Origin of the sequence: Nocardiopsis sediminis (genome assembly GCF_042650565.1) — a bacterium.
GTDB classification, from domain to species: domain Bacteria; phylum Actinomycetota; class Actinomycetes; order Streptosporangiales; family Streptosporangiaceae; genus Nocardiopsis_B; species Nocardiopsis_B sediminis.
In genome coordinates this window covers 286,664-300,004 of sequence record NZ_JBHSBH010000012.1, presented here as the reverse complement: position 1 = coordinate 300,004, position 13,341 = coordinate 286,664, and the positions used below count along the sequence as shown (strand labels likewise).

The 13,341-nt window shown below is 71.2% G+C and carries 11 protein-coding genes; 6 read left to right on the top strand and 5 right to left on the bottom strand.

Features of this window, described 5'->3' with window-relative positions:
- Window positions 1-11: 11 nt before the first annotated feature.
- From ACFOVU_RS19440 to ACFOVU_RS19425, 4 genes are all read left to right on the top strand, one after another.
- Window positions 12-1,619 (top strand): hypothetical protein, encoded by a 1,608-nt coding sequence (locus tag ACFOVU_RS19440; RefSeq protein WP_378535647.1) that lies wholly within the window; start codon window positions 12-14, stop codon window positions 1,617-1,619.
- A gap of 5 nt (window positions 1,620-1,624) precedes the next feature.
- Window positions 1,625-3,442 carry a type IV secretory system conjugative DNA transfer family protein gene (locus ACFOVU_RS19435; protein ID WP_378535645.1) on the top strand — a complete coding sequence of 606 codons (1,818 nt, stop codon included), beginning with the start codon at window positions 1,625-1,627 and terminating at the stop codon, window positions 3,440-3,442.
- 95 nt (window positions 3,443-3,537) lie between these two features.
- Window positions 3,538-5,142, top strand: coding sequence for a hypothetical protein (locus ACFOVU_RS19430; protein WP_378535643.1), 1,605 nt, complete (start codon window positions 3,538-3,540; stop codon window positions 5,140-5,142).
- Window positions 5,143-5,195: 53 nt separating this feature from the next.
- Complete coding sequence (locus ACFOVU_RS19425) at window positions 5,196-5,672, top strand: DUF4913 domain-containing protein (protein ID WP_378535641.1); 477 nt, start codon at window positions 5,196-5,198, stop codon at window positions 5,670-5,672.
- Between the two features lie 63 nt (window positions 5,673-5,735).
- Here the strand turns inward: ACFOVU_RS19425 and corA are convergent, their stop codons facing one another.
- The gene (gene corA / locus ACFOVU_RS19420) at window positions 5,736-6,707 is read right to left on the bottom strand and encodes a magnesium/cobalt transporter CorA (RefSeq protein ID WP_378535640.1); all 972 of its coding nucleotides are present in this window, start codon (window positions 6,705-6,707) and stop codon (window positions 5,736-5,738) included.
- 545 nt (window positions 6,708-7,252) lie between these two features.
- Here corA and ACFOVU_RS19415 point away from each other — a divergent pair.
- Window positions 7,253-7,711: a hypothetical protein gene (locus ACFOVU_RS19415; protein WP_378535638.1), complete on the top strand. Its 459-nt coding sequence runs from the start codon at window positions 7,253-7,255 to the stop codon at window positions 7,709-7,711.
- A gap of 106 nt (window positions 7,712-7,817) precedes the next feature.
- Here ACFOVU_RS19415 and ACFOVU_RS19410 read toward each other — a convergent pair whose 3' ends face one another.
- The 3 genes from ACFOVU_RS19410 to ACFOVU_RS19400 all read right to left on the bottom strand — a co-directional run bounded on the left by ACFOVU_RS19410 (window position 7,818) and on the right by ACFOVU_RS19400 (window position 11,419).
- Complete coding sequence (locus tag ACFOVU_RS19410; RefSeq protein WP_378535920.1) at window positions 7,818-8,750, bottom strand: glycine betaine ABC transporter substrate-binding protein; 933 nt, start codon at window positions 8,748-8,750, stop codon at window positions 7,818-7,820.
- A gap of 108 nt (window positions 8,751-8,858) precedes the next feature.
- Entirely contained in the window at window positions 8,859-10,100 is a 1,242-nt protein-coding gene (locus ACFOVU_RS19405; RefSeq protein ID WP_378535636.1) for an ABC transporter permease, read from the bottom strand.
- The gene (locus ACFOVU_RS19400) at window positions 10,097-11,419 is read right to left on the bottom strand and encodes a quaternary amine ABC transporter ATP-binding protein (RefSeq protein WP_378535918.1); all 1,323 of its coding nucleotides are present in this window, start codon (window positions 11,417-11,419) and stop codon (window positions 10,097-10,099) included. Before ACFOVU_RS19400 ends, ACFOVU_RS19405 begins: the two co-directional genes overlap by 4 nt.
- 580 nt (window positions 11,420-11,999) lie before the next feature.
- On the opposite strand from ACFOVU_RS19400, the gene ACFOVU_RS19395 reads away from it, so the two are divergent.
- On the top strand, window positions 12,000-12,563 hold the full coding sequence (locus ACFOVU_RS19395) for a rhomboid family intramembrane serine protease (protein WP_378535916.1): 564 nt from the start codon (window positions 12,000-12,002) through the stop codon (window positions 12,561-12,563).
- A gap of 94 nt (window positions 12,564-12,657) precedes the next feature.
- On the opposite strand, the gene dcd is transcribed toward ACFOVU_RS19395, so the two are convergent.
- Complete coding sequence (gene dcd / locus ACFOVU_RS19390) at window positions 12,658-13,233, bottom strand: dCTP deaminase (RefSeq protein ID WP_378535634.1); 576 nt, start codon at window positions 13,231-13,233, stop codon at window positions 12,658-12,660.
- Window positions 13,234-13,341: the final 108 nt, after the last annotated feature.

Genomic DNA, 13,341 nt, shown 5'->3' with positions numbered 1-13,341 from the left:
CAGGAGCCGGAATGGTCCGCACCAGCAACGAAACCACGACCGACCCGCGCTCCGGGCGCGCCGGGCGCAAGGAGCGCCGCGCCCGCGCCAAGGCCGACCGCGCCGCCGCCCGCGAGGCCCGCAAGGGGGCCGCGGGACGCCCCGGCGGCGTGGGCCCCGGCGGCGGGGCCGAAAGCTCTTACGACATGGACGTGCGCGAGGCGCTGCCGCCGCTCATGGGGTGGGCGCACCGCGGCGGCGGGGCGTCGGTGAACATCCCGCCGGTTCCGGAGTACCAGGCCACCACCGCCCAGGCGTGCGGCCTGTTCCCGTTCGTCACCAGCAGCAAGCCGCCGGCCATCGGCACCCCGATCGGCCGCGACCTGCTGTCCGGTGAGGTGGTGTGCCTGGACCCGCTGGCCTGGCTGCGCGCCGGGCTGGTCACCAACCCGGGGTGCTTCGTGCTCGGCCAGCCCGGAACGGGGAAGTCCACGCTGGTCAAGCGCCTGGTCACCGGGTCGGTGGCGTTCGGCACGCAGGCCATCATCCTCGGCGACACCAAGCCCGACTACACCAGCCTGATCCAGTACCTCGGCGGGCAGGTCGTCCGGATCGGCCGCGGGCTGGACCGCATCAACCCCCTCGACGCAGGGCCGCTGGGCTCCACCCTGGCGCACCTGGCGCCCGCCGACCGCGAGCAGCTGCGGTGGGAGGTGCGCTCGCGGCGCATCTCACTGCTGATGGCGCTGTGCACGCTGATCCGCGAGGACCGCATCACCAACGCCGAGGAGGTCGTGCTGGGCGCTGCGGTCGACCTGCTGGACGAGCGCCTCGGCGGCTACCGCCAGCCCACCGTTGTCGACGTGCTCCAGGTGATCGAGGAGGGGCCCGACGGCCTGCGCTCCCTGGCCCGCGCCGACGACGACGGCCGCTACGACGAGCGGGTCGACGACCTGGTGTTCACCCTGCGGCTGCTGTGCACGGGGTCGCTCGCCGGGGTCTTCGACGGCCCCACGACCAACCCGATCGACCTGGAGGCGCCCGGGGTCAGCGTCGACATCTCCCGGGTCGGCGCCGCCGGCGACAAGCTGCTGACCGCGGCGATGCTGTGCACGTGGAGCTACGGGTTCGGCATGGTCGACGCGGCAGCGATGCTGGCCGAGCACGGCGTCATGCGGCCGCGCTCCTACATCGGGGTGATGGACGAGCTGTGGCGCGCGCTGCGCGGCGCGCCCGGGCTGGTGGAGTACGCCGACTCCCTGACCCGGCTCAACCGCAGCAAGGGCATGGCCTCGGTCATGGTCACCCACTCGCTGAGCGACCTGGAGGCGCTGGCCAACGAGGAGGACCGGGCCAAGGCGCGCGGCTTCGTCGACCGCTCCGCGATCATGATCCTGGCCGGGCTGCCACCGCGCGAGCTGGCGCGGGTCAACCAGATCACCCCGCTGACCGAGCCCGAATCGGGGCTGGTGTCGTCGTGGTCGTCCCCCGACTCCTGGCAGCCGGGCACCCTGCACCCCGGCCGCGGCCGCTACCTGATCAAGACCGGCGCCGAACGGCTCGGGATCCCCGTGCAGATGACGCTGACCGGCGACGAGTTCGACCTGTACGACACCGACCAGGCGATCCGGAGGGCGTGAGGGCGTTGGCGCTCAAGACGAACAAGTTCCAGCCCCGGGGCGGGGCCATGGCGGCGGGCACACCCCCGCTGCTCGTGGTGCTCGCCATGTGGGGAATCGTCGGCGTGGTCTTCCTGATGTGGGTGGCCGCCTGGCTCGCGTCCCTGGTCACCCCGGGTGAGGTGGCCCCGTTCGGGGCGCGGTGGGCCCTCTGGCTCGTCACCGGTAACACCGGGAGCGCGTGGCCGGGGACGCCCACGCCCCTGGTCGTCCTGTTCGCCGCTGTGCTGGCGGGCGGAATCGGCTACGCGGGCGTCCGGGGGTTCCGCATCGTCCGCAGACGGCTCGGGGACGAGGGCGACCCGGTGGCGGCGCTCAACCTGGGCAACTCCGACGTCGCGGAGCTGGCCCGCCCCGAGGCCGCCGAGAAGGCGGTGCGGCTGCGCAGGACCAGCCTGGCCGGCGAGCAGCCCAAGGCGCTGGAGGAGCGCGACGTCGGGCTGACGCTCGGCGACCTCAAGCTGCCCCAGGGCCGGACCGGCGCACGGCTGTTCGCGTCGTGGGAGGACACCGTCCTCGCCTACATGGCCCCGCGCGCCGGCAAGACCACCGCCCTGGCCATCCCCTACGTCCTCAACGCCCCCGGGCCGGCGCTGGCCACCAGCAACAAGGGCGACGTGTGGGCGGCCACCGCCAAGATCCGGGAGCGGCGCACCGGCGAGCGCGTCTGGCTGTTCGACCCCGGCAGCATCACCCACCAGCCGCAGACCTTCTGGTGGAACCCGCTGCGCCACGTCCGCACCGTCGAGGACGCCTACCGGCTGGCCAGCCACTTCGTCCTGACCATCGACGACGAGGACTCCAAGAAGGACATGTGGGGTCCCGCCGCGAAGGCGCTGATCTCGCAGCTGATGCTCGCCGCCGCGCTCGCCGAGGAGTCCATGGAGCAGGTCGGGGAGTGGCTGCACGACGCCAAGCAGCCGCGGCCGATCGAGATCCTGTTCGACCACGGCTTCATCGCCTACGCCGAAGCGCTCCGCGAGACCCAGAACATCGTGAGCGAGACGCGGGACGGCATCTACACCACCGCCCGCACCGCGGCCCGCTGCCTGGACGACCCCGAGATCATGGGCTGGGTCACCCCGCCGGAGGGCACCGGAGTCGACGAGTTCGACCCCCGCGACTTCGTGGTCTCCCGGCAGACGCTGCACCTGCTCAGCAAGTCGCGCTCGGCCGCGGCGCCGCTCATCGCCGCGATGACCGACGCCATCTTCATCGCCGCCGAGGAGGCGTCCGAGGGGATGGGCGGCCGGCTCGACCCGCCGCTGGTCGCCGTGCTGGACGAGGCGGCCAACATCTGCAAGATCGCCGACCTCCCCGACCTCTACTCCCACCTGGGCTCGCGCGGCATCGTCCCGGTCACCATCCTCCAGAGCTACCGCCAGGGGGTGCGGGTCTGGACCGAGAACGGGATGGAGGCCATGTGGTCGGCGGCGACCGTCAAGCTCTTCGGCGCCGGCCTCGACGACCACAAGATCGTGGAGGCGCTGTCCAAGCTCATCGGCCAGCACGACGTCTCCACGACGTCGTTCAGCTACGGCGACGGCAAGGGCAACCACTCGGTGCAGCTCCGCCGCCAAGAGATCATGGAGGGCGCCGACATCCGCAAGATCGGCAAGGGCGAGGCGCTGCTCTTCGCCACCGCCGCCCAGGCGACCCTGCTGAAGATGTGCCCCTGGTACACCGGCGCCGACGTCGCCGAGGTCAGCGCGGCCATCAAGGAGTCCGAGAAGTCGGTCACCGAAGGGGCCCGGCGCAGGTATTCGCAGGCCCACGGCGCCTGACCCCCCGTTCATCCGGGGCGCCGCGGCCCGCCGCCGGCCCGTGTCCGGCACGGCACCGCCGGCGGTCCCGGCCGCCGACAGCAAGCGAGAGGGACATGACCGACACACAAGCGCCATTGGACCGGTCGGCCATGGCCGACCGGGTGAACCGCGCCGCTGCCGCGCTCGACCCCCACATGCGGGGCAGCCTGGGCAACCCCGTCGCCGACCGGGTGCAGCAGACCCCGTCGGTGATCGGCGAGGCCGTCGTCGAGGCACTGATGACGTTCCTGCGCGGCAATTCCCGGGTGAGCAAGCGCGTGGGGCCGTCCATCGGGCGCATGGCGGTCCTGGCGACGGCGGCGCTGCTGGCGCGGGCCCTGCGCAACAGGGCCGCGCGCACCGCCTCCGAGGGCGGCCAGATCGTGCACGTCTTCAACCCGCGGCCGCGCCACCACGTGCACATCGCCGTCGTGCGCACCGCCCGCGCCGAGGCGGCCGATCCCGCTCTGACCGAGGCCGTCCGGCTCGCCGTCGCCCGCCACCCCGACGTCCCGGACGACGTCAAGGCCCACGTCGCCGGGCCGGAGGGGGCGCGCGCGATCACCGCGGTCCTCAGCTCGATCGGCCCTGATGACGTTGCGACGGCGCTGCGCGACGTCAAGCGCCAGGAGGCGCTGATCGACCGCCTGTCGCAGGAGTGGACGTCCGGCCTCGGGTTCTCCGGGTCGTTCGAGGACGCGTGGCGCCACGCCCACCACAACCCGGCGGTCGGCACCCCCGATCAGGTGGGGCTCGCCGGGCCACCGCAGGGCGGGTGGCGGGACTTCGCGGGCTGGGACCCCGCGACCGCGCCCACCGCCCAGCAGCTGGACCACCTCAACGCCGCCTGGATCAGCTCCGTCGCCTCACTGGAGCCGGAGGCGGCAGACGCGCGGCGGCGCATCGAGCCGCTGGTCCTCACGTGGGAGCCCCTGGTCTTCGAGCGCTACACCCGCGAACTCGTCGACGCCGGCCTGCGCAACGGCCACCTGGACCTGGACTCCGGCGCCCACGACCGGATCAGCGCGGTGGAGGGCGCGTCGATCCACATCGAGGGGCCGCCGCCCGGCAGCCGCCCGCTCAACATCGCCGAGCACTGGGCCCGGATCCTCACCCCCGAGGGGCTGCGCGACCTCGACGAGGGCCGGATCCGCGACCTCGTGGACTCCTGGTCCACGCACACCGGCCACAAGAACGGCGCCCCCACGGCGCTGGCGGAGCCGGCGGCGACGGCGCTCGACCGGTTCGAGGGCCACCTCGCCGGGGCCAACCCTGCGATCGGCGCCGAGTACACCCGCCTGGTGGAGTCGGGGAGAACGCCCGTGGAGGCGTTCACCGAGGTGTCCCGCTGCTCGACCGGCCACCCCTTCGCCGCGGATTCCATGTACGTCCCGCCGCCGGAGCCCGCCGCGGACGCCCGGACCACAGCGGACGCCGGGGCGCGGCGCACCGCCGGGTCCGCCGGCCGCGGGGCCGAGGCCAGGCGGGAGCTCGTGGACGCCGTCGACTCGGGGGCGGACCTCCCGGCGAAGGTGGTCACCGGCGCCGACTACGCCCGCCCCGGGGCGCCCGACCTCGCCGAGGGCCTGGCGAGCCTGGGCGGCAAGTACAAGGCGAACACCCGGACCGCCGAGGAGCGCGTGGCCGCCCGGCACAACGAACGGCGCACGACCCTGTGAGCGCGGAGCCGGACGACGGACCGATCGACGACGAGGAGAGGACGCCAGAGACGATGACCGCCACCAGCGAGGACCGCGGGGTCGACCCGGCGGACGAGGACGGCGTGGACGGCCCGGCGGGCGCGGACGGCGCGGACGGCGCGGACGGCGCGGACGACCGCATCGTGGACGTTCCCGGGGACGACGACGAGGACAAGCCCGTCTTCAAGAACGTCGGCGAGTTCGTCACCTACCGCTTCCTGCCGATGTACTCCCGCCCCGAGGGCGGGCAGTTCCGGTGGTGCAAGGAGTGGTGGCGCCACCCCGAGGCGGTGTCGCGCTTCCACGCCCTGTGGCACGCGTGGGAGGTGCTGCGCTGGGAGCCCGGGACCGGGATGGCGGTGTGGTACCGGGACCACCTGGACTACCAGATGTCCTACCTCATGGGCGACACCGGGCCGTTCCGCGAGTGCACCGCGCGGCGCCACCAGGACCCGCGGCCGCTGCCGTCCGACCCCGCCCCCGAGGGGTGGTTCGAGGACGAGTGGTAGGCCGGCAGGGGCCGCGAACCGGGCCGCGTCACCGGGAGCGGCCCGCGGAGCGCGGCCCCTGCCTCACAGCCACTTGGTGCGCTTGAACACGATGAACAGCACCACGCACACGACCACCATCATGCCGACGGCGAACGGATAGCCGTAGGCCGTGTGGAGCTCCGGCATGGACTCGAAGTTCATGCCGTATACCCCGGCGATCAGGGTCGGCCCCATGATGATCGCGGCCCAGGCGGCGATCTTGCGGGAGTCCTCGGCCTGCTGCACCCCCACCTGCGCGAGGTAGGCCGACATCACCTGCGGGAGCAGGTCGTTCATCGCCGCGATCTTGCCGCTGACCTGGATGGCGTGGTCCTGGACGTCGCGGAAGAACGGCGCCGCCTCCTCGCTGACCCGCACGATGTCACCTGAGGCGACCGCGCGCACCACCGGGAGCAGCGGCTCCGTCGCATTGTGCATCTCCAGGACCTCGCGCTTGAGCGCGTAGATCTCGCCCGGCGAGGCGCCGCCCGAGAGGAAGACCTGCTCCTCCAGCTCGGTGATCGCCTCCTGGACCTGGTCGGCGATCTCGATGTACTCGTCGACCACCGCGTCGAGGACGCCGTACAGCACCACCGGCGCCCCGAACGCCCGCATCTCGGGGTCGGCCTCGAACTTGCGGCGCACGGGGGTGAGCGGGTCGACGTCGCCGTGGCGGACCGTGACCACGAAGTTGCGGCCCAGGAAGACCAGGATCTCGCCGCTGGTGACGTCGCGCATCTCGGGGTCGTAGGAGAGGGCCTTGAGGACGACCAGCACGACCTTGCCGTAGCGCTCCAGCTTCGGGCGCTGGTGGGCGGTGAGGGCGTCCTCGACCGCCAAGGGGTGCAGGTCCAGCTCGCTGGTCGCCAGCTCGAACTCGGCACCGGTGGGCTCGTGCAGGTCGATCCAGCAGAAGGCCTTGTCGTCCTGGAGCAGCGCCGCGTCGAGGGAGTCGCTGATGTCGCCCTCGACCGGGTCGCGTCGGTTCGCGCTGTAGATCGCGCACTCGGTCATCACAACGCATCATTATGGGGTCCCCCGAAACCTGGGGATCCTCTCAGAGCGCACCAGACCCGCCGGACTTTGGCCGCATGCGGTCATACCCGGCCGTTCCGTCAACGGAGCGTGTTCTCGCAGGTCGAAACGGCACCCTCCGTAATGCCCGTGGTCACACTCACGGGATCGGCGGCGCCCGCCGCCGGCGGTGCCGGAATCGTGATGTGTTCCGGGAACCCAGATCCTCCGTTTTCGGCCGCCGCGGTGAACCGGATCGGGCCCGGGATCGGGCCCGGCGGAGCCGGCCCGTCCGCCGCGGCGGTCCGGCCGCCGTCCCGCCGCGCGCGGGGGTCTCGCCGTGGACCTCCTCGCGTCCCGCATCGCCTTCAGGGCAGGGGATTGCGCGCTCCGAAAAGAATGCGGATCGGAAGCCGAATCCTGGCCGGTTCCGCCGTTGGGCCCCCTTCCGAAGAGATAGGGTTCGTTCGGCGATAGCCACACCCCCCGTAATGCTCCGTGAGAGAGGCATACCCGTGTCCGAAACGGTTCGCTTGATCTGCCCGATGGGCCGTAAACAGGGGGAACTGTGGGCCGGAGGGGTCCTTGCCGCGGCGGGCATCGCGGTGATCGCGCCGGCCCCGACATCTTGGGTGAACCTGCTGCCCGGCCTCCTCCTCGTCCTCGGCGGGGCGGCGCTGGCCTGGCACGGGTACCGGCTCGCCGTGCCCGTCCTGGAGGTCGAGGACGACGAGTTCCGCTACACGCGCGGGCGCTACATCGTGCGCATCCCGTTCGCCGACGTCGGCTCCTACTACGTGCTACCGGGCCGCACCCGGTCGCTGGGGCTGTGCGACACCACCGGCCGCCCGCGGATCTTCCCCTCGGTGGAGGGCCGCCACGCCAACCGCCCCTACCTGCCGCTGACCCGGCGCACCTCGCCCGCCAAGGTCGACGCCTTCATGAGCGCCGCGGGCATCCCGCCGCGCGACCGCTCGCTGACATCCGGCTCCGGCCCGGCCTGACCGGTCCCGCGCCGGTCCGCCGCAAAGGACCGGCCGGCCCCGTTGACGGCGATGGCCCCTTGCGCACGTGCGCGAGGGGCCATCGCCGTCGATCGGTATGCGGGCCTTAGGAGGCGAACTCCAGCCCTTCGGCGTCGTCGCCCATGACCTCGGAGAGGAAGTCGGGGTTCTCGGCCAGCCACGCGCGGGCACCGGCGTCCTCGTCGCCCTCGTGGTCGATGAGGACCGCGGTCTCCAGCGCCTGGAGCTGGTCGTCGTCGAGCGTGAAGTTCCCCAGCCAGCCGTTCAGCTCGGCGAAGTCCTCGCCGAAGCCCTCGCGGCCCACCATGTGGATGCTCTCCGCCTCGCCCATGGCGCCCTCGGGGTCCTCGAGGTCCTTCAGGTCGTACTTGGAGTACTCGATGTGCGGGCGCCACAGCGTGACGACGATCGGCTTCTCGTCGGCGATGGCGGTCTCCAGCTCCTGGAGCATCGCCGGCGTCGAGGACTCGACGAGCTCGTACTCGTCGCCCAGGTCGTAGGCGGGGATCGCGGAGTCCTTGGTGGTCTGCACCAGGCCCGAGCCCGACTCGATGCCGATGATCTGGCCGTCGAACATGTCGGCGTTGCCCTTGAGGTCCTCGATGCTGTTGATGTCCTCGACGTAGGAGGGCACCGTCAGCTGGAGGCTGGCGTTGTCGTTCCAGGTGCCGAGGTCCTCCAGGCGGTCGCCGTACTCCTCCCAGTAGTCGGCGTGGGTGATCGGCAGCCAGGTGTCGAGGAAGAGGTCGATGTCGCCGTTGGCGGTGCCCTCGTACATCGGGGCCACGTCGACGTTCTCGATGTTGACCGTGTAGCCCTTCTCCTCCAGCACCGCCTTCCACAGGTGGGTGACGGCGATGTCCTCTTCCCAGGGGATGAGGCCGATGGTGATCTCCTGGCCCTCGCCCTCACCCTCCTCGGGGCCCGTTGCGACGCCCCCGCCGCTGCCGCAGGCACCGGCGAGCAGGGTCAGGGACACCGCGGCGGCCCCGATTCCGAAGATCCTCGTGGAACGCATGGTGTCGCTCACGTCCGACTCCTCCTTGTTCGTGCGGGTGAATTCCGTTCCCCGGCCGGCGCGGGACCGGCCGGGGATACAGGGGGTTGGGGTGCGGTCGGGCGGCGGTCAGGCGGCGGTGCGCTGCGCGCGGGCAGCAGGGGAGAACCGCGTGACGGCGCCGGTGAGCCGGTCGAGGAAGATCGCCAGGATGACGACGGCGACCCCGCCCTCGAAGCCGACGGGGACGTTGCCCTGGGCGATGCCGATGTAGACGTCGTTGCCCAGGCCCCCCGCGCCGACCATGCCGGCGATGACGACCATGGACAGGCTGAGCATGATCACCTGGTTGATGCCGGCCATGATCGTGGCCAGCGCCAGCGGCAGCTGGATCCGCCGCAGGATCTGGAGGTCGGGGGCGCCGAACGCCTCGCCCGCCTCCACGAGCTCCTTGTCGACCTGGCGGATGCCCAGCTCGGTCAGGCGCACGCCGGGCGGCATCGCGAAGATGACCGTGGCGATCACGCCCGGGACCGCGCCGATGCTGAAGAACGCGATCGCCGGCAGCAGGTAGACGAACGCCGGGAGCGTCTGCATGAAGTCCAGCAGGGGCTTGAGCACGGCGCTGACCCGGTTGTTGTAGGCGGCCAGCACGCCGATCGGCAGCGAGATCACCACGGCGACCGCCGTCGCGACGAGGATCAGCGCGAGGCTGCTCATCGCGTTGTCCCACTTGTCCATGCTGATGATGAGCAGGAAGCCCAGCAGGCTGAACAGTGAGACCCGCCAGCCCGCCACCACCAGCGCGAGGATCGACAGCAGCGGGGCGACCAGCAGCGACAGCTGCACGTCGGCGATGAAGTGCGCCACGAGGACGAACAGCAGGATCGCCGCCGTCCCGCCGGACAGCGCCCACTGGCGCCGGTCGCGGACCTTCGCGGCGCCGATGGCCACTAGAGCGGCGAACAGCACCAGGGCCAGGACCAGCGGCGGGTAGACGTACTCCGAGCCGAACAGGTTCATCGCCCACAGGAACAGCGGGGCGGGCAGCGAGCTGATGATCGCGGCGGCCACGCCGCCGGCCAGCTCCGCGATGTAGAGGACCGCCCAGACTCCCACCGCGATGTACACGGGGCGGTGGACCCCGCGGGCCAGCAGGCCGCCGGCCACGATCGCCGCGGCGACCAGGGTGAACTGGGTCGCGGAGGTGGCGCTGAACAGGTCGGACAGGGATTCGACGCAGGCCTCGATGATCATGCCGATGAAGGCGAAGACCGGCTGCAAGTTGGTGCGCAGCCACTCGATAGCGGAGTCGAAGGCGGTGCCCACGGGGACGCGGGGCACGGTGATCGCGAAAAGCGTGGGGTTCACCGCCGCCCCCCTTCCTCGTCGGCCGCGGCGGGCACGGCGTCGCTCCCGGGGGTGGCGGCGGTGTCGTCGGCGGGGGCGTCGGCGGCCTCCGCTGCGACGCTCTCCGCCGCGTCACCGTTGCCGGCGGCATCGGCGGTGTCGGCGTCGCCGGTGGAAGTGGAATCGGCGGTGCCGTTGGACCCGGGGGCCAGGGCCGCCAGCAGCGTCACCCGGGGGATGACCCCGACCAGGCGTTCGTCGTCGTCCACGACCGCCAGCGGGTAGGGGCTCTCGGCCGCCTGGGCGAAGAGATCGGCCACCGCGGTGTCGGGGTGGACCCGCTCGATGTCGGCGTCGATCAGCCCGTCGAGCTCCGTGACCCCGTTGCGCACCGCCTGGCCGATGACGCCCTCGCGCACGGCGCCGACGAGCCTGCGGTTGCGGCGGACCACGAACGCCGACGGCGTCTGGTTCTCCCGCATGGTGCGCAGCGCGGTCCGCGGCCCGTGCGACGGGTCGATCACCGGGATGGGCGGCTCCATGACCGAGGAGGCGGTGAGCACCCGGGTGCGGTCGACGTCCTCCACGAACTGGGCGACGTAGTCGTTGGCCGGGTCGTTCAGGATCTCCTCGGCGGTGCCGATCTGGGCCACGCGCCCGTCGCGCAGCACGCAGATGCGGTCGCCCAGCCGCATGGCCTCGTTGAGGTCGTGCGTGATGAAGATGATGGTCTTGCCCAGGGTCTCCTGGAGCTCCAGGAGCTGGGACTGCATGTCGCGGCGGATCAGCGGGTCGAGCGCGCTGAACGCCTCGTCCATCAGGATGATGTCGGTGTCGGCGGCGAGCGCCCGCGCCAGGCCGACGCGCTGCTGCATGCCGCCCGAGAGCTGGCCGGGGACCTTGGCCTCCCAGCCCTCCAGGCCGACCAGGCTCAGCGAGTGGCGGGCCTTCTCCAGCCGCTCGTCGCGCGGCACGCCGCGGACCTCCAGGCCGTAGGCGGCGTTGTCCAGCACCGTGCGGTGCGGGAACAGCGCGAAGTGCTGGAAGACCATGCTGATCTTTTGGCTGCGGAGGCTCCTCAGGCCCGACTTGGACAGCCCGGTGATGTCGGTCCCGTCGATCTCGACGCGGCCCGCCGTCGGGGCGAGCAGCCCGTTGAGCATGCGGATGAGCGTCGACTTGCCCGAGCCCGAGAGGCCCATGACCACGAAGATCTCGCCCGGCCGCACCTCGAAGGAGACGTCGATGACGGCGGCGGTGACGTTCAGCTGCCGGATCTCATCGCGGTGCCGGCCGTCGGAGAGCAGGTCCACCGCTTTGGCGGAACGCTTGCCGAACACCTTGTAAAGCTTGTTTGCGCGTACTGCTGGCACGGTCTCCTCTTCAGCTCTGTCCATCCCGACGCGCTGGGCTCTGCGGCCGGCCCTCTGCGGGGCGGCCTCCCCCGTTCCCCGCTTGCGCGGGACACGAACGGAACCGGAGAGCGGCGGGGGCCGCGCGGCATCGTGCGGGCGTCCGCGAAGGGGATGGCGGCGCGCGATCCCATGACCGCTCTGGTCGTTTAGTCCTATTTATGGTGATAGGAACCTTATCGAGGAAAGCTGGGCGACCACCTGAGAGAGGTCACGGCGAGGTAACGCGTTTAAACATCCCAAAACGCGAAAGCGAACGTGCAACCCGCATATCAGGACCTTGCGCGCAAGCATTTGTGATTTACATCACTGTCATCAAGAAAGTGACCTGCGCCACTAAATCTGCAATGCGCCAGCTCATGACGGCTACACAGCGAAGATCCACATGCGAGGAGAGTGACCACCCCCGCGGGCGGCTCCGGGGCGCTTTATGTCGGCCTTCGGCCGCTCGCCTACAGTCGGAGGGGTGACACATTCACGGATGGTCGGCTTCTTCACGGTCGCCGCGATGCTGGCCGCGATGTGGGTGCTCGAGATCATCGACACCGTGCTCGCCGGGGCCCTCGACCGGACCTTCGGCCTGTGGTCGTGGACCATGGACAACCTGTGGAGCGTCGCCACCGCCCCCTTCATGCACGCCGACTTCAACCACCTGATCGGCAACTCGGTCCCGTTCCTGGTCCTGGGCTGCCTGGTGGCGTTCAGCGGGCTGAGCCGGTTCATGTGGACCACCGCGATCGTCATGATGGTCAGCGGGGTCGGCGTCTGGCTGTTCTCCGGCCCGGGCACCCTCACCGTCGGGGCCAGCGGGCTGATCTTCGGGTACTTCGGCTACACCGTGCTGCGGGGAATCGTCGAGCGCAAGACCGTCGACATCGTGATCATGATCTGCGTGGTCCTCTTCTACGGCACCCTCATCTGGGGCGTACTGCCGCAGGCGTCCGGGATCTCGTGGCAGGCCCACCTGTTCGGCTTCATCGGCGGACTCGCGGCCGCCTGGATCCTCCCGGGACGCGAAAAGCCCCGCCCCATCGCCGGCGCCTACGGCGGCCCCCAGGGCTACTACGGCTGAGCCGGACGGCCGCCGCCGGGTGCGGGCGCGGCGAGAGCTGCCGGGGGGCGCTGCCGAGAGGGGCTCGGCGGGGACACTGCCCTGAGGGTGGGGGTCACACCTCCGTGCGAGAGAAGTTCAGGTACGACCGCGACGGCGTGGGACCCCGCTGGTCCTGGTACCGCGAGCCGTACCGCGACGACCCGTACGGCGTCTCCGTGGGCGAGGTCAGCCGGAACATGCACAGCTGGCCGATCTTCATCCCCGGGTACAGCTTCATCGGCAGCGTCGCGACATTCGACAGCTCCAGCGTGACGTGCCCCGAGAACCCGGGGTCGATGAACCCGGCCGTGGAGTGCGTGAGCAGCCCCAGGCGCCCCAGCGAGCTCTTGCCCTCCAGCCGGCTGGCGATGTCGTCGGGCAGCGTCACCACCTCATAGGTGGACGCCAGCACGAACTCCCCCGGGTGCAGGATGAACGGCTCGTCGCCGTCGCCCTCGACCAGCCGCGTCAGATCAGGCTGCTCGACCGCGGGGTCGATGTGGGGGTACTTGTGGTTCTCGAAGACCCGGAAGTAACGGTCGAGCCGCACGTCGATACTCGACGGCTGGATGAGCCCGGGATCATAGGGGTCGATCTTGACCCGCCCGGACTCGATTTCGGACCTGATATCGCGATCGGAGAGCAGCACGCTCCAGAACCTACCTGCTGCAACCCCACCCCCACGTCCCCCACCCACAAACCGGTTAGCCACCACGCCGGGCGTCCGCTAGACTGTGCTCGTCGGTAAGCGGCCTCA

Coding starts and splice junctions, on each gene's coding strand:
- ACFOVU_RS19440 (WP_378535647.1), top strand. CDS start 12: ATGGTCCGCACCAGCAACGAAACCACGACCGACCCGCGCTCCGGGCGC.
- ACFOVU_RS19430 (WP_378535643.1), top strand. CDS start 3,538: ATGACCGACACACAAGCGCCATTGGACCGGTCGGCCATGGCCGACCGG.
- ACFOVU_RS19425 (WP_378535641.1), top strand. CDS start 5,196: ATGACCGCCACCAGCGAGGACCGCGGGGTCGACCCGGCGGACGAGGAC.
- corA (WP_378535640.1), bottom strand. CDS start 6,707: ATGACCGAGTGCGCGATCTACAGCGCGAACCGACGCGACCCGGTCGAG.
- ACFOVU_RS19415 (WP_378535638.1), top strand. CDS start 7,253: ATGGGCCGTAAACAGGGGGAACTGTGGGCCGGAGGGGTCCTTGCCGCG.
- ACFOVU_RS19410 (WP_378535920.1), bottom strand. CDS start 8,750: ATGCGTTCCACGAGGATCTTCGGAATCGGGGCCGCCGCGGTGTCCCTG.
- ACFOVU_RS19395 (WP_378535916.1), top strand. CDS start 12,000: ATGCTGGCCGCGATGTGGGTGCTCGAGATCATCGACACCGTGCTCGCC.